General features: G+C 64.9%; 20 protein-coding genes. 14 read left to right on the top strand and 6 right to left on the bottom strand.

The window, feature by feature from the left end:
• Nucleotides 1-80 precede the first annotated feature (80 nt).
• Together G5S35_RS14585 and G5S35_RS14580 are read right to left on the bottom strand one after the other, a co-directional pair.
• Nucleotides 81-1,652 carry a sensor histidine kinase gene (locus G5S35_RS14585; protein ID WP_065061774.1) on the bottom strand — a complete coding sequence of 524 codons (1,572 nt, stop codon included), beginning with the start codon at nt 1,650-1,652 and terminating at the stop codon, nt 81-83.
• Between the two features lie 290 nt (nt 1,653-1,942).
• Complete coding sequence (locus tag G5S35_RS14580) at nt 1,943-2,629, bottom strand: response regulator transcription factor (RefSeq protein WP_027815974.1); 687 nt, start codon at nt 2,627-2,629, stop codon at nt 1,943-1,945.
• A gap of 119 nt (nt 2,630-2,748) precedes the next feature.
• Here G5S35_RS14580 and G5S35_RS14575 point away from each other — a divergent pair, with 119 nt between their 5' ends.
• A complete protein-coding gene (locus tag G5S35_RS14575) occupies nt 2,749-2,979 on the top strand; it encodes a DUF3717 domain-containing protein (protein WP_183038427.1) in 231 nt (76 codons plus the stop codon).
• Nucleotides 2,980-3,191: 212 nt separating this feature from the next.
• On the opposite strand, the gene G5S35_RS14570 is transcribed toward G5S35_RS14575, so the two are convergent.
• A complete protein-coding gene (locus G5S35_RS14570) occupies nt 3,192-3,497 on the bottom strand; it encodes a 4a-hydroxytetrahydrobiopterin dehydratase (protein ID WP_065061772.1) in 306 nt (101 codons plus the stop codon).
• Nucleotides 3,498-3,658: 161 nt separating this feature from the next.
• A complete protein-coding gene (gene phhA / locus G5S35_RS14565) occupies nt 3,659-4,555 on the bottom strand; it encodes a phenylalanine 4-monooxygenase (protein ID WP_183038426.1) in 897 nt (298 codons plus the stop codon).
• A gap of 141 nt (nt 4,556-4,696) precedes the next feature.
• Between phhA and G5S35_RS14560 the strand changes: the two genes are divergently transcribed.
• A complete protein-coding gene (locus tag G5S35_RS14560; RefSeq protein ID WP_065062258.1) occupies nt 4,697-5,188 on the top strand; it encodes an Lrp/AsnC family transcriptional regulator in 492 nt (163 codons plus the stop codon).
• A 33-nt stretch (nt 5,189-5,221) separates the two neighbouring features.
• Here the strand turns inward: G5S35_RS14560 and G5S35_RS14555 are convergent, their stop codons facing one another.
• Nucleotides 5,222-5,749 carry a class IV adenylate cyclase gene (locus G5S35_RS14555; protein ID WP_065061770.1) on the bottom strand — a complete coding sequence of 176 codons (528 nt, stop codon included), beginning with the start codon at nt 5,747-5,749 and terminating at the stop codon, nt 5,222-5,224.
• 234 nt (nt 5,750-5,983) lie between these two features.
• The gene (locus G5S35_RS14550; protein WP_074982860.1) at nt 5,984-6,895 is read right to left on the bottom strand and encodes a LysR family transcriptional regulator; all 912 of its coding nucleotides are present in this window, start codon (nt 6,893-6,895) and stop codon (nt 5,984-5,986) included.
• Between the two features lie 152 nt (nt 6,896-7,047).
• Between G5S35_RS14550 and G5S35_RS14545 the strand changes: the two genes are divergently transcribed.
• From G5S35_RS14545 to G5S35_RS14490, 12 genes are all read left to right on the top strand, one after another.
• The gene (locus tag G5S35_RS14545; protein ID WP_065061768.1) at nt 7,048-8,580 is read left to right on the top strand and encodes a CoA-acylating methylmalonate-semialdehyde dehydrogenase; all 1,533 of its coding nucleotides are present in this window, start codon (nt 7,048-7,050) and stop codon (nt 8,578-8,580) included.
• Nucleotides 8,581-8,587: 7 nt separating this feature from the next.
• Nucleotides 8,588-10,303, top strand: coding sequence for a GMC family oxidoreductase (locus tag G5S35_RS14540; protein WP_124262019.1), 1,716 nt, complete (start codon nt 8,588-8,590; stop codon nt 10,301-10,303).
• A 426-nt stretch (nt 10,304-10,729) separates the two neighbouring features.
• The gene (locus tag G5S35_RS14535) at nt 10,730-11,509 is read left to right on the top strand and encodes an ABC transporter ATP-binding protein (protein WP_065061766.1); all 780 of its coding nucleotides are present in this window, start codon (nt 10,730-10,732) and stop codon (nt 11,507-11,509) included.
• The gene (locus tag G5S35_RS14530) at nt 11,506-12,288 is read left to right on the top strand and encodes an ABC transporter ATP-binding protein (protein ID WP_074982855.1); all 783 of its coding nucleotides are present in this window, start codon (nt 11,506-11,508) and stop codon (nt 12,286-12,288) included. The genes G5S35_RS14535 and G5S35_RS14530 overlap by 4 nt, the downstream gene beginning before the upstream one ends.
• A 113-nt stretch (nt 12,289-12,401) precedes the next feature.
• On the top strand, nt 12,402-13,619 hold the full coding sequence (locus G5S35_RS14525) for an ABC transporter substrate-binding protein (RefSeq protein WP_065061764.1): 1,218 nt from the start codon (nt 12,402-12,404) through the stop codon (nt 13,617-13,619).
• Between the two features lie 106 nt (nt 13,620-13,725).
• The gene (locus G5S35_RS14520) at nt 13,726-14,610 is read left to right on the top strand and encodes a branched-chain amino acid ABC transporter permease (RefSeq protein WP_065062254.1); all 885 of its coding nucleotides are present in this window, start codon (nt 13,726-13,728) and stop codon (nt 14,608-14,610) included.
• On the top strand, nt 14,610-15,581 hold the full coding sequence (locus tag G5S35_RS14515) for a branched-chain amino acid ABC transporter permease (RefSeq protein WP_065062256.1): 972 nt from the start codon (nt 14,610-14,612) through the stop codon (nt 15,579-15,581). The genes G5S35_RS14520 and G5S35_RS14515 overlap by 1 nt, the downstream gene beginning before the upstream one ends.
• A 777-nt stretch (nt 15,582-16,358) precedes the next feature.
• Nucleotides 16,359-17,525: an ABC transporter substrate-binding protein gene (locus tag G5S35_RS14510; RefSeq protein ID WP_183038425.1), complete on the top strand. Its 1,167-nt coding sequence runs from the start codon at nt 16,359-16,361 to the stop codon at nt 17,523-17,525.
• A 321-nt stretch (nt 17,526-17,846) separates the two neighbouring features.
• Nucleotides 17,847-19,010: an ABC transporter substrate-binding protein gene (locus G5S35_RS14505; RefSeq protein WP_183038854.1), complete on the top strand. Its 1,164-nt coding sequence runs from the start codon at nt 17,847-17,849 to the stop codon at nt 19,008-19,010.
• 296 nt (nt 19,011-19,306) lie between these two features.
• Entirely contained in the window at nt 19,307-20,362 is a 1,056-nt protein-coding gene (locus G5S35_RS14500) for a branched-chain amino acid ABC transporter permease (protein ID WP_065061763.1), read from the top strand.
• 4 nt (nt 20,363-20,366) lie between these two features.
• The gene (locus G5S35_RS14495; protein WP_176079536.1) at nt 20,367-22,154 is read left to right on the top strand and encodes a branched-chain amino acid ABC transporter ATP-binding protein/permease; all 1,788 of its coding nucleotides are present in this window, start codon (nt 20,367-20,369) and stop codon (nt 22,152-22,154) included.
• Entirely contained in the window at nt 22,151-22,900 is a 750-nt protein-coding gene (locus G5S35_RS14490; RefSeq protein WP_124263246.1) for an ABC transporter ATP-binding protein, read from the top strand. Before G5S35_RS14495 ends, G5S35_RS14490 begins: the two co-directional genes overlap by 4 nt.
• Nucleotides 22,901-22,929 lie beyond the last annotated feature (29 nt).

Here is a 22,929-nt window from a genome sequence, read left to right as displayed (position 1 = left end):
ACGCAATGAACAAGGGCCGCTTATGCGGCCCTTGTTATTTTCGATGCGCGATGTGCGCGGTGCTCCGCTTGCGCCGCCGTCTACAGATCGACCGGCGCGTCGTGCGCGGGTTTGTTCGCGGGCGTCGGCGTGGTCTCGTTCGCGATGTCGTTCGCGGCGCGGTCGTCGGCGAGTGCGGACGGCTGCGGCGCATTCAGGCGCTGCGCGGGGTCGCCACTCACGATGCGGCGATTCACGAGCGGCACGCGCACGATGAACCGCGCGCCGCCTTCGGGCGCATCTTCGTAATGCACGCTGCCGCGATGCAGCGCCATGATGTCGTGCACGATCGCGAGGCCGAGGCCCGCGCCGCTATCGACGCCGCTCTCGCTCTGACCGTCGCCGCGGAAGAAGCGCTTGAACAGATCGGCTTGCTGCGCGTGCGGCACGCCGCGGCCATTGTCCTCGACGATGATTTCCGCCATCGGCAAACCCTCGGCGAGCGTCTGCGAAACGGTGACCGTGATGCGGCCGCCGTCGGGGCGCGCGGGCGGCAGATACTTGAGCGCGTTGTCGAGCAGATTGGCGATCACTTCGTGCAGCAGCACGGGATTGCCGCGCACCATCAGCGGCGTGTCGTTCTCCGGATCGTCGAGACGCTGGAAGCCCAGGTCGACGTGGCTCGCGAGCGCGCGCGGCACCCACTCGGCGCCCGTTTCGAACGCGAGCGCAGCCATGTCGATATCGACGAAACGCGCCGCCTGTTCGCCCGGCTCCGCGCGCGCGAGCGAGAGCAGCTGATTCGAGAGCCGCACCGCGCGGTCGGCGGCGGCGCGCAGCTCGCGCACGGCGTCGCTGACCTTTTGCGGCTCGCGTGCGTTGACGGCCTGTTCGGCGTGCAGCTTCACGGCGGTCAGCGGCGTGCGCAACTGATGCGCGGCGTCGGCGATGAATTTGCGCTGACCTTCGAGCGCGGTTTTCAGGCGGCCGAGCAGGGCGTTCAGCGCGCCCGTGAGCGGACGGATCTCGACGGGCACGAAGGTCTCGTCGACGGGTTCGAGCGAGGTGTGCGTCTGGCGGTTGAGCGAATCGGCGAGATCGGTCAGCGGATTGAGCTGCTGGTTCACCACGCGCCACACGATCACCCAGCCCGCGAGCAGCAGAAGCAGCAGCGGCATCATGATCGCGACGAGGAACTCGGCGGCGATGCGGAAGCGATGATGCACGGGCTGGCCGACTTCGACCACGATGGGGTTGCCGGTGGGCTGCGGCACGCGCACCTGCGCGACGCGCACGCTCACGCCGTGATAAATGGTCTCGAACACGTACGCGTAGTGCATGCGGCGCACGTTGGTGCCTTGCAGCGGCAGATCGTGGTCGCCGGCGATTTCGGTTTCGCCGTTGCTGATGCGGTAGACGAGATGCTCGACCGGATCGGAGAACATGGCCTGCGCGAGCGGCGGCACCGTGACGGGCGCTTCGGGACCGGCGATCTGGATCTGTTTGGAGATCGCAGTGGCCAGGTCGGCGAGCGAGCGGTCGACCACGTGCTGCGTGTACTGCCACGCGAGCCAATAGGCGATCAGGCCGCTCATCAACGCGAGCAGCGAAAGTGGGGCGGCGAGGCGCCGCAGCAGCGTACGCCGCAGGCTCGTTGCGGCCGGAAGGGACATGATCGGTTCGGGCGAAAGGGGTCTCACAGGCGCGGCGCGTGGGGCGCGCCGGGCAGACCCGGACCATTTTACGCGGGTGCGGCGGCAAGCGGCAGAGTCGGGCCGGCGCGCCCAATTACCGGGCATGCGGCGGGCACTGACGGGACGTGCGCGAGTCGCGGCGCACCAGGTTCACAAGGCGCGGCGCCGGCCGGTGCGCAGACCGAAACAATCAGGAGACCTGCCGATTCCGGCCGTAAAAAAACGCGGTGCGCAAGGATGTGCGGCGCCGCGTTTTTCGGGGGCTGGCCTCAGGCGGCCTGGCGGATTTCCTGCAGCAGATAGCCGAAACCGCGCACCGTGACGATTTCGACACGGCAGTTTTCGAGCTTCTTGCGCACGCGGTGCACGTAGACTTCGATCGCGGTATCGCCGAGATCGCCGCCGAAGTGCGTGAGGTGATCCTGCAGTTGCGCCTTGCTCACGACGCGGCCATGACGCAGCAGCAGCATTTCGAGCACGGCGAATTCGCGCGGCGAGAGTTCGAGCGGCTTGTCGTCGTTGAAGATGCGGCGGTCGACGCCCGAGAGGCGCACGCCGCCGAGCGACACTTCAGGACGCGGCACGTCGCCGTGCGGGCCGCTGCGACGCATCACGGCGCGAATGCGCGCTTCGAGTTCGGCGGGCTCGAACGGCTTGAGCATGTAGTCGTCGGCGCCCGAATTGAGGCCTTGCACGCGGTCGTTCAGCTCGTCGCGCGCGGTGAGGACGATCACCGGCGTGTGACGGTTGCTTTGACGGAAGCGCGAGAGCAGCGTCATGCCGTCGATGCCGGGCAAGCCCAGATCGAGGATCACGAGCTCATGGCGATTCTGCGTGAGTGCCTGTTCGGCGAAGATGCCGTCGTGGACCATGTCGACCGTGAAGCCGGCTTGTTCGAGGCTGGACTGGATGCCGCGTGCGATGGGGCGGTCGTCTTCGATCAGAAGGAGTCGCATGGATTTCGCTCAAGTACAATGGGTTTAGCGTTCAGGCACGCAGTTCGCAAAGCGCCGCTTGGTTCAAAAGCACAGCGATTGAGCGGCACCGCGTGCGACGATTGCACGGTCACGACTCCATGTCCGATATTTCGATCACCGAACTCGAAGCCGCAATCAACTTCTGGCGCAACCGTTCGCCTTCGAGCGGCGACGAACTCGCGTTGTGCAAGGAGGCAAGCGCGCTCTCCAGGCCGTATGCGCTGCTGATTGTACAGCGTCAGAACGTCTTCTCACCGGAACGTTTGGACCCCATCGCGCGTGCTACCTGGGAGTCTTACGTGTCCCTCAAGAATGGCCTTCAAAGCTGAAGGTTTGGACGCCTGATACCCTGCATTATGCTTTCATTGCAGTGGTTTTGCCTGGTGCGCGTCGTGCTCACCTCTTACTAACGCGCGATACGCACAATGCGTTTACCTGATTCGTATCCGGGACTTTCCCTGGACGATTACACACGCTGCGCGCAGCGAACGTTGCGAAGGTGGCGAACGCGCTTAAGCGGCGCGCGCCGAACGCGCGGGCTTCACGCCGACAGCGGCCCCGGCGCGATCGAATCGATGAAGCGCGCGAGCGCAATGTCGCGTTCGGTGAGGCCGTCGGCCTCGTGCGTCGAGAGCGTGATTTCCACGCGGTTATAGACGTTGAACCATTCGGGATGGTGATCCATCTCCTGCGCCTTGATCGCGACGCGCGTCATGAAGCCGAAAGCCTCGTTGAAGTCGGCGAAACGAAATTGGCGCTGGATGGCGTCGCGGCCCGCGACGGCCTGCCAGCCATGCAGTCCGGCGAGTTGCGTGGCGCGCTCTTCGGATGTGAGTCGGTTGATCATCGTGGCACCTGTTTGAGCTGTGTTGTGCGGAAATGCGCCAATCCATTTTTCCACGGATGCGCGGCGCGTGCGAGCGAGCCCGGCAGCGTGCGAGCGCGCGCGGATGCCGGGACAAGAAAGCGTGGGGCGGTGCGCGCCGCGCGTCATGCGGCGCCGCACACTCAGACGTCGCCGTCGTCGAGCCAGCCTTCGCGTGTGCCGCGCGTGTAGATCGTGTCGCTGTGCAGCACGTCGCCGGCCGCGTGAGGAACGGTAGCGATCAGCGCGGCCGGGTCGGCCAGACGCGCCGCAATGCCGGCGCCCAGCGCGTCGAACAACTGCGCGAACGAATCGATCACGAAGTAGGTCTTCTGGAACGTGTCGATGCGATAGCGCGTGCGCAGCACCCGGTCGAGATCGAAGCCGAGCCGGTTGGGCGCCACGCTTTCCACGCTGTAGAGCGATTCGCCCTTGCTGGAGACGATGCCCGCGCCGTAGATCTTCACGCCGTGCGGCGCGCTCGCGTCGCGCATCAGGCCGAATTCGACCGTGTACCAGTAGAGGCGCGCGAGCAGCGGCAGCGCGCGTTCGTCGACGGCGAGCGCGGCGCGTCCGTAGGCCTCGATCGCATCGGCGAAAACCGGGTCGGTGAGCAGCGGCACGTGGCCGAACAGATCGTGAAAGCAGTCCGGTTCCTGCAGATAGTCGAGCTGATCGGGGCGGCGCATCCACCACGTCACCGGAAAGCGTCGGTTCGCGAGATGTTCGAAGAAAATGCGATCCGGCACCAGACCCGGCACGGCGACGATGCGCCAGCCCGTGGTCGCCATCAGGCGCTCGCTGACGGCCGCGAACGACGGCACGTGTGCCACGTTCAGGCCGATACGCCGCGCGCCCTCGATGAAGGCGTCGGCGGCGCGGCCCTCGAGCAGCGCCATTTGCCGCCGATAAAGCTGGTCCCACACCGCGTGATCGACCGAGCCGTAGCGTTCGAGCGGCTGGTCGATGGTGAAATCGGGGCGGGTTTCCAGGCCCGCGTCGAACTGCTCCTGCAGTTTCGCGGTTGCGGCGGCGGCCATCTGCGTGATGCTCCTTTCAATGCGCTTGCTGACGCACCAGTGTAAAGCGAAGCACACGCGGCATGCGCGCAAAATCAGTGTTGTTTCGCTTTGATATGCAATAATTCTGCATCAATCAGTCAATCAATGCAGGATTCATTCATGCTGGAACTCGATCACTTCGATCTCGCGCTACTCGACGTCTTGCAGCGCTTCGGCCGCGCCACGCATCAGCAACTGGGCGAGCAGGTGCCGTTGTCGCCGTCGCAGATCGGCCGGCGTCTGCAGCGGCTGGAGGCGTCGGGCGTGATCGACGGCTATCGGGTCGTGCTGCGGCCCGAGAAGCTCGGGCTGGGCGTGACGGCGTTCACGAGCCTGAAGCTCAAGCACCACGGCGATTCGATCATCGAGCAGTTCCAGCAGCAGATCGACGTGCTGCCGGAAGTGCTCGAATGTCACGCGGTGGTGGGCGACGCCGATTATCTGCTGCGGATCGTGGCGCCGGATCTGAACGCGCTGTCGTCGTTCGTGATGAAGAAGCTGATGCGCGTGCCCGGTGTGGACAGCGTGCGCTCGAACATCGTGCTCACGACGTTCAAGCGCAATGGCCCGTTGCCGCTCGGGCATCTGGAGCCGGGTGCGGCGGCGCCTTGATGGGCGTCCGCGCGCGGCGTGCATCGACGCGCGTCAGGCCGCCTGCGCAGGCGTATTGAGCAGATCGACGTAGGCCACGGCCACGAGGTCGCTCTCGTCCACGCCCAGTTGCTTGAACACGGCGTGCGCTTCGGCTTCGCCGCCTTGCTCGTCGTCGTCGGGCGCGAGCACCACTTCCAGCTCGACGAAGTCGCCGAGACCGTCCACGCGGTCCAGATGAATGCGCGTGCGCCCCGCGAGATAGACGTGGCGCTCCTTCGACACGATGCCGCGCGTGGTCAGCGCCGTGGCCAGCAGCGAGTGCATGGCTTCGGCGTTCGTCACGGGGCTGCGCGTGTAGTACGAGGCCTTGGGGCCGTCGCGGTCGTCGCGCTGGTAGAAGATCAGCTCGGGCGGCGTGCCGTCGTCGAACTGGCGCAGCTTCAGGCGGCCGCGCGGCACGTCGTAGAAGAAGTCCTGCTGGCGAAAGATCAGCGGCGCATCGGTGGCGAGCTGGGCGGCGCGCTCGCGCAGGGCGTCGAACTGACGGGCGCGGGCTTTGATTTCGATGTTGCGGGCCATGCAAGCTCCTGTGGAACGAGGGAACGATGGGCGAGGCTCGAACGCCTCGCGTCGAGTGCAAAAACGCGGGGCGAAGGTCGAATCTAGCAAAACTTGCGTGACCGCGCTGTTACATCCGCTCAAGTCGGCGTGCGTCGATGCGTCTTCGATCGATTCGTCGGATGAACCGGCTGTGTGAAACCTCGCTCGTCATGAGCGCGGCTCATATCGCATTGCGGCGTGCGTCGTGCACGCTTACACACCCCACTGCGTTTCGATCGACTTGAGCGCCGCCGCGATGACCGGCTCGTCGCGGCGCGCCGCGAGCGTGATGAAGGTGAGTTCGGTCGGCACCGTCACGCCTTCGACGATGGTCAGCCCGTGCGCGTGCGCTTCGGCGATGGCGGTCGCGTCGCGCGCGAGCGTGAGACCCACGCCCGACTTCACGAGATCGAGCATCGACGGCTCCTGATCCACTTCCGCGACCTTGACCGGCTTTGCCTGCGCGGCTTCGAACAGGCCCGAGAGCAGCCGGTTATGCGCCGATGCGGGCGGCGTCCAGATCCACGGCAACGCGGCGAGCGCGCGCCAGTCGCGCGCATCCTTCACGCGCTCTTTCCAGCCCGCCGGCGCGAGCACGCGATACTGAAAATGCGTCAGCGTGAGCGTGTGGAAGGTGTCGGAATCGGCGCCGGCTTGCGACGTGGATTGCGGCGTGGGCTGGCCGATGTAATAGCCCACGTCGAGTTCGCGCGCGCGCACCTGATCGAGCACCCAGCCCGACATGCCATGCCGCAGCGCCGTTTCGATCTGCGGCCAGGTTTCCACGAGTTGCCGCAGAAAGCCGCCCAGACGCAGGAACGCGGGATCGAGAATGGTGCCGATGCGCAAGCGCCCGCGCACTTCATGCCGCAATGCAGCAGCGGCGCGCTGCACGTCGCCGGCCGCGTTGAGCGCGCGTTCCGCGTGCGGCAGCAGCGCCTGACCGTCGCGCGTGAGCGCGAGGCCGTGCGAGGTGCGCGTGAACAGCGTGACGCCGAGCGTCTCCTGCAGATGCTTGATCTGCAAGCTCACCGCGGGCTGCGTGAGATGCAGATGCGTGGCCGCGCGCGTGAGGTTGCCCTCGCGCGCGACCGTCACGAATGCCCGCAACAAGGTCAGGTCCATCCACTGATATTAACTCGCCTTATATCGCTGTTGAGGATTAATCATTGGATCGGCGCGGCCTCGCGCGATTACGCTAAATGCCGGCATTCCAGCCGCCGTGCGCGAAACACCGACACGGCGCGCAGACAACAACCTCCACCGAAGAGGCAAACATGGGCGAGACACATCGAAGCGAGGCCGGCGTCAGCACGCCCGCCACCTTGACGCACTACGTGAACGGCAAGCCGCTCGACGCCACCAGCGGGCGTTATGCGGACGTGTTCAATCCGGCCACCGGCGAGGTCGCCGCGCGCGTGCCGCTTGCGAGCGTGGCCGAAGTCGATGCGGCCGTGGCCGCCGCGCACGCCGCGTTTCCCGCGTGGAGCGAGATGGCGCCCATCAAGCGCGCGCGCATTCTCTTCAAGTTCAAGGATCTGCTCGACCAGCATCACGACGAACTGGCCGCACTCATCACGCGCGAGCACGGCAAGGTGTTCTCCGATGCGAAAGGCGAGGTGATGCGCGGCATCGAGATCGTCGAATTCGCGTGCGGCATTCCGAACCTGCTGAAGACCGATTTCACCGACCAGATCGGCGGCGGCATCGACAACTGGAATCTGCGCCAGCCGCTCGGCGTGGTCGCGGGCGTCACGCCGTTCAACTTTCCGATGATGGTGCCGTGCTGGATGTTTCCGATCGCGCTCGCGTGCGGCAACACCTTCGTGTTGAAGCCTTCGGAGCGCGATCCGTCGGCGTCGCTGCGGCTCGCCGAACTGCTGCACGAAGCGGGCTTGCCCGAGGGCGTGTTCAACGTCGTGCACGGCGACAAGGTGGCCGTCGACGCGCTGCTCGCGCATCCGGACATCGCCGCGCTGTCGTTCGTCGGCTCCACGCCGATCGCGGAATACATCTACACGGAAGGCACGAAACACGGCAAGCGCGTGCAGGCGCTCGGGGGCGCGAAGAATCATCTCGTCGTGATGCCCGACGCCGATCTCGATCAGGCCGTCGATGCGCTGATCGGCGCGGCCTACGGTTCGGCGGGCGAGCGCTGCATGGCGATTTCGGTGGCGGTGGCCGTGGGTCATATCGCCGACGAACTGATCGAGCGTCTCACGCCGCGCGTGAAGGCGCTCAAGATCGGCGACGGCATGAACGAGGCCTCGGAAATGGGGCCGCTCGTGACCGCCGCGCATCGCGCGAAAGTGCAGGGCTATATCGATGCGGGCGTGGCCGCGGGCGCGAAGCTCGTGGTGGACGGACGCGGTCACGACGTGCAGCAGCGCGAGCGCGGTTTCTTCCTCGGCGGCACGCTGTTCGACGACGTGAAAACCGATATGTCGATCTATCGCGAGGAGATTTTCGGGCCGGTGCTGAGCGTGGTGCGCGTGCCCGATTTCGCGAGCGCGGTCGAACTGATCAACGCGCACGAGTTCGCGAACGGCGTGTCGTGCTTCACCTCGGACGGCGGCGTGGCGCGCGCGTTCTCGCGGCAGATCAAGGTGGGCATGGTCGGCATCAACGTGCCGATTCCGGTGCCGATGGCGTGGCATTCGTTCGGCGGCTGGAAGCGTTCGCTGTTCGGCGATCATCACGCCTATGGCGAAGAGGGCGTGCGCTTCTACACGCGCTACAAGAGCATCATGCAGCGCTGGCCGGACAGCATCGCGAAGGGCGCGGAATTCACCATGCCCGTGGCGAAGTGAGGCGGTCATGGCGGCATTGAGCGACACGCCGGGCGCAACATCGACTGCGCGCCGGCTCGAAGGCGAGTTCGATTACGTGATCGTCGGCGCGGGCACGGCGGGCTGCGTGCTCGCCAACCGGCTCTCGCAGGACGCGGACGTCTCGGTGTTGCTGATCGAGGCGGGCGGCAAGGACGACTATCACTGGATACACATTCCGGTCGGCTATCTGCATTGCATCGGCAATCCGCGCACGGATTGGCTCTACAAAACCGTCGAGGAAAAAGGGCTCAACGGGCGCGCGCTGTCGTATCCGCGCGGGCGCGTGCTCGGCGGATCGTCGTCGATCAACGGCATGATCTACATGCGCGGCCAGCGCGAGGATTACGACGGCTGGGCGCGCGAAACCGGCGACTCGGGCTGGTCGTGGGACGCCGTGCTGCCCGTCTTCAAACGCAGCGAGGATTACCACGGCGGCGCGAACGCATTTCACGGCGCGGGCGGCGAATGGCGCGTCGAGAAACAGCGCCTCAAATGGAAGATTCTCGAAACCTTCGCGCAGGCGGCGCAAGAGCAGGGCATTCCGGCGACGAGCGATTTCAATCGCGGCAACAACGAAGGCGTCGGTTATTTCGATGTGAACCAGAAGCGCGGCGTGCGCTGGAATGCGTCGAAAGCGTTCCTGCGTGCGGCGATGAAGCGGCCCAACCTCACGGTGGTCACGGGCGCGCTGACCGAGCGCGTGATCTTCGAGGGCAAGCGTTGCGTAGGCGTGGAGTATCGCGGCGACGTGCCGTATCGCGCGCGGGCGCGCTGCGAGGTGATTCTGTGTTCGGGCGCGGTGAATTCGCCGCAATTGCTCGAACGTTCGGGCATCGGTCAGGCGGCGCGGCTCGCGCAACTGGGCGTGGACGTGGTGCAGGATCTGCGCGGCGTCGGTGAGAATCTCCAGGACCATCTGCAACTGCGCATGGCGTATCGCGTGAACGGCGTGCGCACGCTCAACACCGCATCGGCGCACTGGTGGGGCAAGCTGATGATCGGCGTGGAATATGCGCTGATGCAAAGCGGGCCGATGTCGATGGCGCCCTCGCAACTCGGCGTGTTCGCGAAGTCGGACACCGGCGATCCTGGCATCACGCGGCCCGATCTGCAGTATCACGTGCAACCTTTGTCGCTCGATCGCTTCGGCGAGCCGCTGCATCGCTTCAATGCGTTCACGGCTTCCGTGTGCAATCTGCGGCCCACGTCGCGCGGCAGCATTCACGCGGCGTCGGCGGACCCGACGGTTGCGCCCGTGATCGCGCCGAACTATCTCTCGACGGAACACGACCTGCGCGTGGCGGCGAACGCGTTGCGGCTCACGCGGCGCATCGCGGCGTCGCCGGCGCTCGCGCACTATCAGCCGCACGAGATCTTGCCGGGGCTCGCGTTTCAGAGTGAAAGCGAATTGCGTGAAGCGGCGGGCAATATCGGCACGACGATCTTTCATCCGGTGGGCACTTGCCGAATGGGCCGCGCCGACGATGACGACGCCGTCGTCGACGCGCGTTTGCGCGTGCGTGGCGTCGAAGGTCTGCGCGTGGCCGACGCATCGGTGATGCCGTTCATCACCTCGGGCAACACGAATTCGCCGACGCTGATGATCGCGGAGCGCGCCGCCGAAATGGTGCGCGAGGATCGTCGCGCGGGCGCGCGCTCGTCGGTGCGAACGGAGGTGCATGCGCCGGTCGCGGCAGCGTGAAAGCGTTAGCGTAAAAAGGTTCGAAACACCGACTTCAGTGCGTGCTTAATTGTGTCGCGCAACGTCATGAGAAAGTGTTTCGGATCACTATCCAGGACGTGCGCCGCATTCGCGGCGTGCGTGTTTTTGCACGTCCGGCGCACGCGCGTCGTGCGCGCAACGTGCGCGTATCGTGCTGTCAACGGCCGCGTATCGGCTGCTAAATGGCGCATGTCCGATCGGTGCACATCGTCATTCCCCCGTAAGTGCAAATCCCAATGATTGCGCTGCATCATTGGCGAGACAATGGCGCTCACTGACTACAGCGGGCAACGACAGCAGGCGACGCGCGCGCCGCAACATGGCGCGCGAAAAACGAGTCGCGCGGGACGTCGTGCGGGGCCTCGCAATCTGAAGTGTTACGCCTTACTTCACGTGGAAGGGGACATGATTCTCGGCGACACGATTCTGGAAACGCGCGGCCTCACGAAACAGTTCAAAGGCTTCACGGCCGTGAACGGCGTGAACCTGCGCGTGTGCCGCGGCTCCATCCACGCGCTGATCGGACCGAACGGCGCGGGCAAGACCACCTGCTTCAATCTGCTCACCAAATTCCTCGTGCCGAGCGCGGGGCGCATCGTCTTCAACGGCATCGACATCACGCACGAGCGGCCCGCGCAGATCGCGCGGCGCGGCATCATCCGTTCGTTCCAGATTTCGGCGGTGTTTCCGCATTTGACGGCCTTGCAGAACGTGCGCATCGGCTTGCAGCGTTCGCTCGGCAGCGCGTATCACTTCTGGAAAAGCGAGCGCACGCTCGCCGAACTCAACGACCGCGCGATGGATCTGCTCACGCAGGTGGGCCTGACCGATTTCGCCGACGTGCCCACCGTCGAACTCGCGTACGGCCGCAAGCGCGCGCTCGAAATCGCGACCACGCTCGCGATGGAACCCGAACTGATGCTGCTCGACGAGCCCACGCAAGGCATGGGTCACGAAGACGTGGACCGCGTGACGGCGCTCATCAAGAAGGTCTCGGCGGGCCGCACGATCCTGATGGTCGAGCACAACATGAACGTGATCGCGGGCATCTCGGACACCATCACCGTGCTTCAGCGCGGCGAGGTGCTGGCCGAGGGCAGCTACGCGGAAGTGTCGAAAAATCCGCTCGTTGCCGAAGCCTATATGGGCAGCGCCGATGCCGCGCTCGCGGGAGCGCACGCATGAGCACGGTGACCGAACAACGCGGCCAGGACGCCAGCCTCGCCGCGCCGGCGGGCGAGAGCGCGCTGGACATCGCGGGCCTGCAGACGTGGTACGGCGAATCGCACATCCTGCATGGCGTCGATCTCAACGTGGCGCGCGGCGAAGTCGTCACGCTGCTCGGGCGCAACGGCGCGGGGCGCACGACCACGCTGCGCGCGATCATGGGCCTCACGGGGCGGCGCACGGGCTCCATTCGCATCGGCGGACGCGAGACCATCAACATGCCGACGTATCGCATCGCGCATTGCGGCGTCGGTTATTGCCCCGAGGAACGCGGCATCTTCGCGAGCCTTTCGTGCGAGGAAAACCTGCTGTTGCCGCCCGCCATCGGTGCAAAAAGCGGCTCATCAAAGAGTGACGCGCAGGGCATGTCGCTCGACGAGATCTACACGATGTTTCCCAATCTCGCGGAACGTCGTCACAGCCAGGGCACGCGGCTCTCGGGCGGCGAGCAGCAGATGCTCGCGGTCGCGCGCATCCTGCGCACCGGCGCGAATCTGCTGTTGCTCGACGAGATCTCCGAAGGTCTCGCGCCCGTGATCGTGCAGACGCTCGCGCGCATGATCGTCACGCTGAAATCGCGCGGCTACACCATCGTGATGGTGGAGCAGAACTTCCGTTTCGCGGCGCCGCTCGCGGACCGCTTCTACGTGATGGAGCACGGACGCATCGTCGAGCGCTTCGGCGTTGCCGAGCTCGAAGGCAAGATGCCCGTGCTGCACGACCTGTTGGGAGTCTGACCGTTTCAATCCGCCTCGCGCGCGCGTGTCGAACGCGCCGTGCGGTGCGTTTGCCTTGTCCCTTGTTTGATCCGCAGCGCTGAATAACAACGCAACCCAGGAAGGAGACTGCAATGAAGAAGACCCCGTTCGCGCGGCTCGCGGCGCTCTTTGCCGCCACGGCGGCCGCAGCGGTGCTTGGCGCAGGCAGCGCGCACGCTGCCGACGACGCGGTGAAGATCGGCTTCATCACCGACATGTCGGGCCTCTATGCGGACGATGACGGCCAGGGCGGCCTCACGGCGATCAAGATGGCGATCGCCGACTTCGGCGGCAAGGTCAACGGCAAGCCGATCCAGATCATGTACGCGGATCACCAGAACAAGGCCGACATCGCCGCCTCGAAGGCGCGCGAATGGATGGACCGTGACGGGCTCGACATGCTGCTCGGCGGCACGAACTCGGCCACGGCGCTGTCGATGAATCAGGTCGCGCTGGAGAAGAAGCGCGTCTACTTCAACACCGGCGCGGGCACCGATGCGCTCACCAACGAGCAGTGCACGCCGTACACGGTGCACTACGGCTACGACACGGTCGCGCTCGCCAAGGGCACCGGCCTCGCGGTGCTCAAGCAGGGCGGCAAGACGTGGTTCTTCCTGACCGCCGACTACGCGTTCGGCAAGTCGCTGGAAAAGAACACCGCCGACGTCGTGAAGGCGAACGGCGGCCAGGTGCTCGGCGAGGTGCGCCATCCGCTCTCGGCCTCGGACTTCTCGTCGTTCCTGTTGCAGGCGCAAGCGTCGAAGGCGCAGATCCTCGGTCTCGCGAACGCGGGCGGCGACACGGTCAACGCGATCAAGGCATCGAAGGAATTCGGCATCACCAAGACGATGAAGATCGCGGCGCTGCTGATGTTCCTGCCCGACGTGCACAGCCTCGGGCTCGACACCACGCAAGGCCTCGTGCTCACGACGGGCTGGTACTGGGATCAGAACGACGCGACGCGCAAGTGGGCGCAGCGCTATTTCGACCAGACGAAGAAGATGCCGTCCGAGCTTCAGGCCGCCGATTACTCGGCCGTCACGAACTACCTGAAGGCGGTGCAGGCGGTTGGGTCGACGGATGCCGACAAGGTCATGGCGCAGCTCAAGAAGACCAAGATCGACGACTTCTACACGAAGGGCGGTTATATCCGCCAGGACGGCGTGCTGATTCACGACATGTATCTCGTCGAGGTGAAGAAGCCGTCCGAGTCGAAGAAGCCGTGGGATTACTACAAGATCGTGCAGACGATTCCGGGCGAACAGGCTTACACGACGAAGCAGGAAAGCCGCTGCGCGCTCTGGAAGTGAGTCAGTGCGGCGACGCTTGAGCGGCAGGCGGCGCGGTGGCCCCGATGGGTGAGGGCCGCCGCGCCGCGCGCCGTATGAATGCGATCTTGAGGAGATGGCGGCTTTCATGACGATCTTTGGCATTCCGCTGCCGGCCATGCTGAGCCAGTTGCTGCTCGGACTCGTGAACGGATCGTTCTACGCGATCCTGAGTCTCGGCCTCGCGGTGATTTTCGGCATGCTCAACGTGATCAACTTCGCGCATGGCGCGTTGTTCATGCTGGGCGCGATGCTCACGTGGATGGGCCTCGCGTATTTCAACCTGCCGTACTGGGCGATGATCGTGATTGCGCCCATCGTGGTGGGTCTATTCGGCATGGTGATCGAACGTTCGATGCTGCGCTGGTTGTATCGGCTCGATCATTTGTACGGACTCCTGCTGACTTTTGGCCTGACGCTGGTGGTCGAAGGCGTGTTCCGCTCGATCTATGGCGCGTCGGGTCAGCCTTACGACGTGCCCGATCTGCTTTCTGGCGCGACCAATCTCGGCTTCATGTATTTGCCGAACTATCGCGCGTGGGTCGTGGTGGCGTCGCTCGCGGTGTGCTTCGCCACGTGGTTCGTGATCGAGAAAACGCGGCTGGGCGCGTATCTGCGTGCGGGCACGGAAAACCCGAAACTCGTCGAAGCGTTCGGCATCAATGTGCCGCTGATGATCACGCTCACTTATGGCTTCGGCGTGGCGCTCGCGGCGTTCGCGGGCGTGCTGGCCGCGCCGGTCATTCAGGTGTCGCCGCTCATGGGGCAGCCGATGATCATCACCGTGTTCGCCGTGGTCGTGATCGGCGGCATGGGCTCGATCATGGGTTCGATCCTCACGGGCCTGCTGCTTGGCGTGATCGAGGGCCTCACGCGCGTGTTCTGGCCGGAAGCCTCCGCGACCGTGGTGTTCGTCATCATGGCGATTGTGCTGCTGATCCGCCCCGCAGGCCTCTTCGGCAAGGAACGATGATGCAAAGAAAAGCGCTCTATTTGCTGTTGCTGATCGGGTTGATCGTTGCGCCGTTCGCGGGCGCGTATCCGCTCTTCGTGATGAAGGTGCTGTGCTTCGCGCTGTTCGCCGCCGCGTTCAATCTGCTGATCGGTTATACGGGGCTGCTGTCGTTCGGCCACGCGATGTTCCTCGCGAGCGCGGGCTACACCACCGGTTACGCGATCCAGTCGCTCGGCTTCACGCCCGAACTCGGCGTAGCGGCGGGCACGGCGGTGGCCACGCTGCTAGGCGTGATCGTCGGCATCTTCGCGATCCGGCGCCAGGGCATCTACTTCGCGATGGTCACGCTCGCGCTCGCGCAGATGGTCTACTTCGTGTTTCTGCAGGCGCCGTTCACGCACGGCGAGGACGGCCTGCAAGGCGTGCCGCGCGGCAAGCTGTTCGGCGTGCTGTCGCTCGATTCCGACCTCACGCTCTACTACGTCGTGCTCGTGGTGATGGTGCTGGCGTTCGCGCTGATCGTGCGCATCGTGCATTCGCCGTTCGGCCAGGTGCTGGTGGCGATCAAGGAGAACGAGCCGCGCGCGATTTCGCTCGGCTACGACACCGACCGTTTCAAGCTGCTCGCGTTCGTGCTCTCGGCGGGACTCGCGGGGTTGGCCGGCTCGCTCAAGGTGCTCGTGCTCGGTTTCGAGACGCTCGGCGACGCCTACTGGACCATGTCCGGCCTGGTGATCCTGATGACGCTCGTGGGCGGCATGGGCACGCTGTTCGGGCCGCTGCTGGGCGCTGCGCTGATCGTCGCGCTCGAGGATCGTCTGGGCGATATCGGCACGGCGCTCGCGCAGGTCACGGGCGTCGACTGGTTCCGCTCGTTAGGTGAGTCCGCAACGATCGTCACGGGGCTCATTTTCATCGCCTGCGTGCTGGCGTTCCGGCGCGGTATCGTCGGCGAGATCGTGGCGCGTGTGCGGCCGCTCAGGGCGTAAATTGCGGCGCCAATCCTGCATGAAGAACGCGTCAAATGCAGTAGGCGAGGCGTCGCCGCGATGGTATGCTGCAAGCCTTGCTCAGATGCTGAAACCGAGCTTCCGGAAGCCGCTTGAAACGCGCGTATCGTGCGACAAAGCTGTGATAGTGCGCCCCAAATCGGTGCCGCACTGCACCACTAGGGTAAATGCTAGTTGGCAGCCAGGGGGCCGAAGTTTAAAGTTTCACTTAGTTCTGATGCACCGAATTTGCAGGTGGAGAACGAGGAGACAACTGAGGCACAAAGTGCCCGGACAAGAAAGCGCTGTTGGATGGGAATCCAACAGCGCTTTTTATTTGTACTTTCGGTTTTCATCAATCACCGTTAATGCGTTTGCATCCTGCATCGCATTGCGCGTTTTATCCCCCTCCTTTGTGTGCTGCGTCGCGTGTTAATCGGCGTGCGCAAGTCTGTTTCACCCCTCACTGAATTACGCAAATAACGCCCGAAATGCGTCGGAAGCCCGCGCCACAAGGCTGCGCGCGTTACGCATTTTCTGGCCATTTCTGCGCGTGTTGCGTCGACGTTGTAAGCCGATGGAAAGCGCTTGCCGCGCCAAACGGCACTCCGTTACACTCGCCATTCGCCGACCATGCGGTCAGCATTAATCGCCGATGCAGCCTGCGTGGGGCCAGCGCCGATTATGTGTGGTCCGGCGGCAGCACTACCGCATTCGAATCCGGAAAACGCCTGAAAATCCGGAGCAATAAAGAAAACGATGATCGAAGGAGTGGAGATGCAGTTGGTTTGGCGTTGGATGAACGCGGCGTGCGTCGCGACCGGAGTGCTCGCCGCCACGGCCGGCGTCGCGCACGCGGATGTGAAGATCGGCGTGACGCTCTCGGCCACGGGCCCGGCGGCTTCGCTCGGCATTCCCGAAAAGAACACCATCGCGCTGCTGCCCAAGGAGATTGGGGGCCAGAAAGTCGACTATCTCGTGCTCGACGACGCGACCGATTCCACGCAAGCCGTAAAGAACGCGCGCAAGCTCACGAGCGAGGATCACGTCGATGCGCTGATCGGTTCTACGGTCGTGCCCAACTCGCTCGCGATGATCGACGTCGCCGCGGAAAGCAGCACGCCGATGATCTCGATGGCCGCCGCGGCCTCGATCGTCGAGCCGATGGATGCGAAGCGCGCGTGGGTCTTCAAGACGCCGCAGAACGATCAGCTGATGGCCGGCGCGATCGCGCAGCACATGGCCGCGCATGGCGTGAAAACCGTCGCCTTCATCGGCTTCTCGGATGCGTATGGCGAGAGCTGGTACAAGGAGTTCGGCGCTGCGGCGGCGAAGCAGGGCATCAAGATCGTCGCGAACGAGCGCTTTGCGCGCAACGACGCGTCCGTTACCGGGCAGGTGCTCAAGATGATCTCGCAGCACCCGGACGCCGTGCTGATCGCCGGCGCGGGCACGCCGGCCGCGCTGCCGCAGAAGACGCTCAAGGAGCGCGGTTACGCGGGCAAGTACTACCAGACGCATGGCGTCGCCAACAATGACTTCCTGCGCGTCTGCGGCAAGGATTGCGACGGCACCTGGCTGCCCGCCGGGCCGTTGCTGGTCGCCGATCAATTGCCCGATTCGAATCCCGTCAAGCAGTCGGCGCTCGCGTACAAGAGCGCGTACGAAAAGGCCTATGGCGCGGGCTCGATCTCGACGTTCGGCGGCCACGCGTGGGACGCCGGTTTGTTGCTGCAACACGCGATTCCCGTCGCGCTGAAGGCCGGTCAACCGGGTACGAAGGCGTTCCGCGACGCGTTGCGCAAGGCGCTCGAAGACTCGCACGACGTCGCGGGCGCGCACGGCATCTTCAACATGAGCGCAGCCGATCACGCGGGCCTCGATCAGCGGGCGCGTGTGATGGTGCAGATCGTCGGCGGCAAGTGGAAGCTGGCCGGCGACTGAGTTCCACGGGAAATCACGCGATATCGGCTCATCGACATAACAAGGCACGTTCAATCGACGTGCCTTTTTTGTTGCCGGTGCAACGGCTTCGCAGCGTCGTTGCGTGGGAGAGGCGCGTGGTGCCGGGCAGGGCAGGGAGCAGTGAAGCAGGCAGCGGATAAAGCGGACGCGCGGGCAAGGGAAAACCATGCATCACACGCGCGATCCCGATTACTACACTCGAAGGCCGGCGTAGCGAACCGAATACACGGCGCGGCGCCGGAATATAAATCGACACGCAGACAAAGCGTTTGGAGACGCGCAATGAAAACGAAGTTGGCGATGAAGAAGTGGTCCACGAGAGCCCTCCATGCCGGACTCGCAGCGGCATGGATGGGCGTGGCGGGTGTGGCCGTCGCGCAGGTGAAGATCGGCGTGACGCTCTCGGCGACGGGGCCGGCGGCCTCGCTCGGCATTCCCGAGAAGAACACGATCGCGCTGCTGCCCAAGGAGATCGGCGGCAAGAGCGTGCAGTACATCGTGCTCGACGACGCGTCGGACACGAGCAAGGCCGTGCAGAACACGCACAAGCTGATCGACGAGGATCACGTCGACGCGATCATCGGTTCGTCGGTCACGCCGAACTCGCTCGCGATGCTCGACGTCGTCGCGCAGGGCAAGACGCCGATGATTTCGCTCGCGGCATCGGCGGCGATCGTGCAGCCCGTGGACGACAAGCGCAAGTGGGCCTTCAAGCCGCCGCAGAACGACAGCCTGATGGCTGACGCGATCGCGGGCTACATGGAGAAGCACGGCGTGAAAACGGTGGGCTTCATCGGTTTCACGGATGCCTACGGCGACAGCTGGTTCAAGGAGTTCAGCGCGGCGGCGGCGAAGCACAACGTCAAGATCGTCGCGAGCGAGCGTTATAACCGCACGGATTCGTCGGTGACGGGGCAGGCGCTCAAGCTGATGTCGGCGAACCCGGACGCGGTGCTGATCGCCGGTTCGGGCACGCCGTCGGCACTGCCGGCGACCACGCTGAAGGATCGCGGCTACAAGGGCAAGATTTATCAGACGCACGGTGTCGCGAATAACGACTTCCTGCGCGTCTGCGGCAAGGACTGCGAAGGCGAGTTGCTGCCCGCCGGGCCGATTCTCGTCGCCGATCAATTGCCCGATTCGAATCCGGTCAAGAAGTCGGCGCTCGCCTACAAGGCCGCTTACGAGAAAGCCTACGGCGCGGGTTCGGTCGCGACCTTCGGCGGTCACGCCTGGGACGCGGGCCAGATGCTTCAGCGCGCCATTCCGGTCGCGCTCAAGTCGGCACAGCCCGGCACCGAGGCGTTCCGTGTTTCGCTGCGCGCCGCGCTCGAGAACATCAAGGATCTGCCGGTCTCGCACGGCATCATGAACACGACGCCCACCGATCACAACGGTCTCGACGACCGCGCACGTGTGATCGTGGAGGTCGTCAACGGCAAGTGGAAGCTGCAAGGCGACTAAGCGCGCCCGACGCGTGACGCCGCGCTGCGCGCGGTGTCACGTGAAACGCTGTGGGCGTTCCGTTGCGTTGCGTGTCGCCGCCGCGGCTTCATTTCGGCCACCGACAATGTCCGCTGGTCGCTCGCCTTGCGTGCCCGACTCACGTCCTCTCGTCGATCGGGCACGCCGATTCGACGCGGCGTGGCCTTCGCGGCCGCGCCGCGTGCTTGCCCCGCACGATCCCGCATCGCCGTTTTTCCGACACCACCGCAGACGTTCCGAGTTTCACGCGTTCCAGAAAGAGAGGTTGGAAGGGTATGGATTTATCGATTGCCGCAATCCTCGCGCAGGACGGCATCACCACCGGGGCGATCTATGCGCTGCTCGCGCTCGCGCTGGTGCTGGTGTTCTCCGTCACGCGCGTGATCTTCATTCCGCAGGGCGAATTCGTTTCCTACGGCGCTCTCACGCTCGCCGCGCTGCAATCGCAGAAATTTCCGGCGACGTGCTGGCTGCTGGTCGCGCTGGGCGCGGCCTGCTTCGTCGTGGAGACGGCGGGGCTCGTGCGGCACGCCGAGCGTCGCAAGCACGCGCCGCGCACGCTGGTCACGCTCGCGGGCAAGTATCTGCTGTTTCCGCTCGCGCTCTACGCGCTCACGCGCGGCGTGGCAGGGCAGCCCTTGCCGATGCTCGCGCAGATCGCGCTGACGCTGGCGATCGTCGTGCCGATGGGGCCGTTCGTCTACCGTCTCGCCTATGAGCCGATCGCCGAAGCCACCACGCTGCTGCTGCTGATCGTGGCCGTGGCCGTGCACTTCGCGATGGTCGGCCTCGGACTCGTGATGTTCGGCGCCGAAGGCTCGCGCACGACCGCGTTCTCCGACGCCACGTTCAACCTCGGCGCGCTGTCGATCTCGGGGCAGAGCCTCTGGGTGGTCGGCACGGCGGCGGTGCTGATCGTCGCGCTGTACTTCTATTTCGACCGCACGATCTCGGGCAAGGCGCTGCGCGCGACGTCGGTGAACCGGCTGGGCGCGCGCCTCGTCGGCATCGGCACGACGCAGGCCGGGCGGCTCGCGTTCACGCTGGCCGCTGGGCTCGGTGCGCTGTGCGGCGTGCTCGTCGCGCCGCTCACGACGATCTATTACGACTCGGGCTTCCTGATCGGCCTCAAGGGCTTCGTCGGCGCGATTATCGGCGGTCTGGTGAGCTATCCGCTGGCTGCTGCGGGCTCCGTGCTCGTGGGCCTGCTGGAGTCGTATTCGTCGTTCTGGGCGAGTGCGTACAAGGAAGTGATCGTGTTCACGCTGATCATCCCCGTGCTGCTGTGGCGCAGTCTTTCCACGCCGCACGCCGAAGAGGAAGAGGAGTGACGCGATGAAACGACTCGTTCTGCATAACCGCTTCTTCTGGCTGTTCCTCGTGGTGATGTTCGCGCTGCCGGTGCTGCCGGGCATGGTGCGCGTGCCCGAATACTGGATCACGCTGCTCAACTACATCGGCCTCTATTCGATCGTCGCGATCGGGCTCGTGCTGCTCACCGGTATCGGCGGGATGACGAGCTTCGGGCAGGCGGCGTTCGTCGGGCTCGGCGCCTATGCGACCGCGTATCTGACGACGCAGTACGGCGTCTCGCCGTGGCTCGCCTTGATCGTCGGCGTGCTGATCACGGCGCTCGTGGCGCTCGCGCTGGGCCTCGTGACCATGCGTCTGTCGGGCCACTTCCTGCCGCTTGGGACGATCGCCTGGGGTCTCGCGCTGTTCTTCCTGTTCGGCAATCTCGACATGCTCGGCAAGTACGACGGCATCAACGGCATTCCGGTACTCAATGTGTTCGGCGTCGAGCTGGAGTCGGGGCGACATATCTATTACCTGATCTGGGCGGTGGTGCTGGCGTCGGTCGTCTCGGTGCAGAACCTGCTCAACAGCCGCACCGGGCGAGCGATACGCGCGCTGCGCGGCGGCGGCTTGATGGCCGAGGCGATGGGCGTCAACACGGCCTGGATGCGCGTGGTGATCTTCGTCTATGCCGCGGTTCTGGCGGCCGTCTCGGGCTTCTTGTACGCCCATTTGCAGCGTGCGGTGAACCCGACGCCGTTCGGCCTGAATCACGGCATCGAGTATCTGTTCATGGCCGTCGTGGGCGGCGTGGCGCACGTCTGGGGCGCGGTGCTGGGCGCGGCGATTCTCACGGTGCTGCAGGACTGGCTGCAGACGCTGTTGCCGAAGCTGCTCGGCGAGAACGGCAATTTCGAAATCATCGTGTTCGGGATTCTGATGGTGCTGCTGCTGCAATACGCGCGGCGTGGCGTCTGGCCGTTCGTGGCGCGCTTTTTCCCGCGCGGGCCGCAGGCGCATGTGCCTGAGCATGCCGAGCCTTTGCCGCAGCGCAGCAAGCCCGAGGCGGGCGAGATGCTGCTGACGGTCGACAAGGCGCGCAAGCAGTTCGGCGGTCTGGTCGCCGTCAACGACGTGAGTTTCGAGGTGAAAGCGGGGCAGATCATCGGTTTGATCGGCCCGAACGGTGCGGGGAAATCGACCACCTTCAACCTCGTGACGGGCGTGCTTCAGCCGACAAGCGGCGCGATCACGTTCCGCGGCGAGCGCATCGACCGGCTCACTTCACGTGAAATCGTCGCGCGCGGCATCGGTCGCACTTTCCAGCACGTCAAACTCTTGCCGACGATGACGGTACTGGAGAACGTCGCGATCGGCGCGCATCTGCGCGGTCACTCGGGCGTGCTGCGCAGCGTGGTGAAGCTCAATGCGTCGGAGGAAGGTCGGCTGATGAGCGAGGCGGCGAAGCAACTGCGCCGCGTGGGCCTCGAGCAGCACATGTACGACGAGGCGGGCAGTCTCGCGCTTGGCCAGCAGCGGATCCTGGAAATCGCGCGAGCGCTGTGCTGCGATCCGACCTTGTTGCTGCTCGACGAGCCGGCGGCGGGCCTGCGTTATCAGGAGAAGCAGCAGTTGGCCGCTTTGCTGCGCAAGTTGAGAGAAGAGGGGATGAGCGTGCTGCTGGTCGAACACGACATGGATTTCGTGATGAATCTCACCGACCGGCTGGTCGTGATGGAGTTCGGCACGCGCATTGCCGAGGGTTTGCCGGAAGAAGTGCAGAAAGATCCGGCCGTGCTCGAAGCCTACCTGGGCGGGGTGGAATGATGACGTCGCCCGTACTTGAAGTCTCCAATCTCGCGGTGCGCTACGGCAAGATCGAGGCGCTGCATCAGGCCGCCATCGAGGTGGGCGCGGGGCAGATCGTCTCGGTGATCGGCCCGAACGGCGCCGGGAAGTCGACGTTGCTGAACGCCATCATGGGTGCATTGCCGCAGACCGGGCACGCGAGCGGCCGCATTGCCTACCTCGGCGAGGAAATTGGCGTGTTGCCTATCGAGCGCCGTGTCGCGCGCGGCATGTGTCTCGTGCCGGAGAAGCGCGAGTTGTTCGCGTCGATGACGGTTGAGGACAACCTCGTGCTCGGTGCGTATCGGCGCAAGCGGGCAGGGGAGCGCAACTTCCTCGATCAGCTCGATCATGTCTTTCAGCTGTTTCCGCGCCTCAAGGAAAGGCGTGCGCAGGCGGCCGGTACGTTGTCGGGCGGCGAGCGGCAGATGCTGGCCGTCGGTCGGGCGCTGATGGGCAAACCCGATCTGTTGATGCTCGACGAACCTAGCTTGGGCCTCGCACCGCTGATCGTGAAGGAAATCTTTCACATCATCAGCGCGCTGCGCCAGACGGGCGTTGCGACGCTGCTGATCGAGCAGAACGCGCGGGCGGCACTGCAAATTTCGGATTACGGCTACGTGCTGGAAACTGGCGATCTCGCGCTCGAAGGGCCGGCGAGCGAGCTGGCGGAGAATCCGCGCGTGATCGAAACGTATTTGGGTTTGGCCAAGAAGCCCGTCTGATCTCGTCAGTTTCTGCAGAACTCGGCGGC

Origin of the sequence: Paraburkholderia tropica (assembly GCF_014171495.1) — a bacterium.
GTDB lineage: Bacteria > Pseudomonadota > Gammaproteobacteria > Burkholderiales > Burkholderiaceae > Paraburkholderia > Paraburkholderia tropica.
This window is presented reverse-complemented; position numbering and strand designations above follow the sequence as displayed.

Bases quoted from the DNA above. Each gene is read 5' to 3' on its own strand.
- G5S35_RS14530 (WP_074982855.1), top strand. From the start codon at position 11,506: ATGAGCACGGTGACCGAACAACGCGGCCAGGACGCCAGCCTCGCCGCG.
- G5S35_RS14575 (WP_183038427.1), top strand. From the start codon at position 2,749: ATGTCCGATATTTCGATCACCGAACTCGAAGCCGCAATCAACTTCTGG.
- G5S35_RS14495 (WP_176079536.1), top strand. From the start codon at position 20,367: ATGAAACGACTCGTTCTGCATAACCGCTTCTTCTGGCTGTTCCTCGTG.
- G5S35_RS14520 (WP_065062254.1), top strand. From the start codon at position 13,726: ATGACGATCTTTGGCATTCCGCTGCCGGCCATGCTGAGCCAGTTGCTG.
- G5S35_RS14540 (WP_124262019.1), top strand. From the start codon at position 8,588: ATGGCGGCATTGAGCGACACGCCGGGCGCAACATCGACTGCGCGCCGG.
- G5S35_RS14560 (WP_065062258.1), top strand. From the start codon at position 4,697: ATGCTGGAACTCGATCACTTCGATCTCGCGCTACTCGACGTCTTGCAG.
- G5S35_RS14510 (WP_183038425.1), top strand. From the start codon at position 16,359: ATGCAGTTGGTTTGGCGTTGGATGAACGCGGCGTGCGTCGCGACCGGA.
- G5S35_RS14500 (WP_065061763.1), top strand. From the start codon at position 19,307: ATGGATTTATCGATTGCCGCAATCCTCGCGCAGGACGGCATCACCACC.
- G5S35_RS14525 (WP_065061764.1), top strand. From the start codon at position 12,402: ATGAAGAAGACCCCGTTCGCGCGGCTCGCGGCGCTCTTTGCCGCCACG.
- G5S35_RS14515 (WP_065062256.1), top strand. From the start codon at position 14,610: ATGCAAAGAAAAGCGCTCTATTTGCTGTTGCTGATCGGGTTGATCGTT.
- G5S35_RS14570 (WP_065061772.1), bottom strand. From the start codon at position 3,497: ATGATCAACCGACTCACATCCGAAGAGCGCGCCACGCAACTCGCCGGA.
- G5S35_RS14535 (WP_065061766.1), top strand. From the start codon at position 10,730: ATGATTCTCGGCGACACGATTCTGGAAACGCGCGGCCTCACGAAACAG.
- G5S35_RS14505 (WP_183038854.1), top strand. From the start codon at position 17,847: ATGAAGAAGTGGTCCACGAGAGCCCTCCATGCCGGACTCGCAGCGGCA.
- phhA (WP_183038426.1), bottom strand. From the start codon at position 4,555: ATGGCCGCCGCCGCAACCGCGAAACTGCAGGAGCAGTTCGACGCGGGC.
- G5S35_RS14555 (WP_065061770.1), bottom strand. From the start codon at position 5,749: ATGGCCCGCAACATCGAAATCAAAGCCCGCGCCCGTCAGTTCGACGCC.
- G5S35_RS14545 (WP_065061768.1), top strand. From the start codon at position 7,048: ATGGGCGAGACACATCGAAGCGAGGCCGGCGTCAGCACGCCCGCCACC.
- G5S35_RS14580 (WP_027815974.1), bottom strand. From the start codon at position 2,629: ATGCGACTCCTTCTGATCGAAGACGACCGCCCCATCGCACGCGGCATC.
- G5S35_RS14490 (WP_124263246.1), top strand. From the start codon at position 22,151: ATGATGACGTCGCCCGTACTTGAAGTCTCCAATCTCGCGGTGCGCTAC.
- G5S35_RS14585 (WP_065061774.1), bottom strand. From the start codon at position 1,652: ATGTCCCTTCCGGCCGCAACGAGCCTGCGGCGTACGCTGCTGCGGCGC.
- G5S35_RS14550 (WP_074982860.1), bottom strand. From the start codon at position 6,895: ATGGACCTGACCTTGTTGCGGGCATTCGTGACGGTCGCGCGCGAGGGC.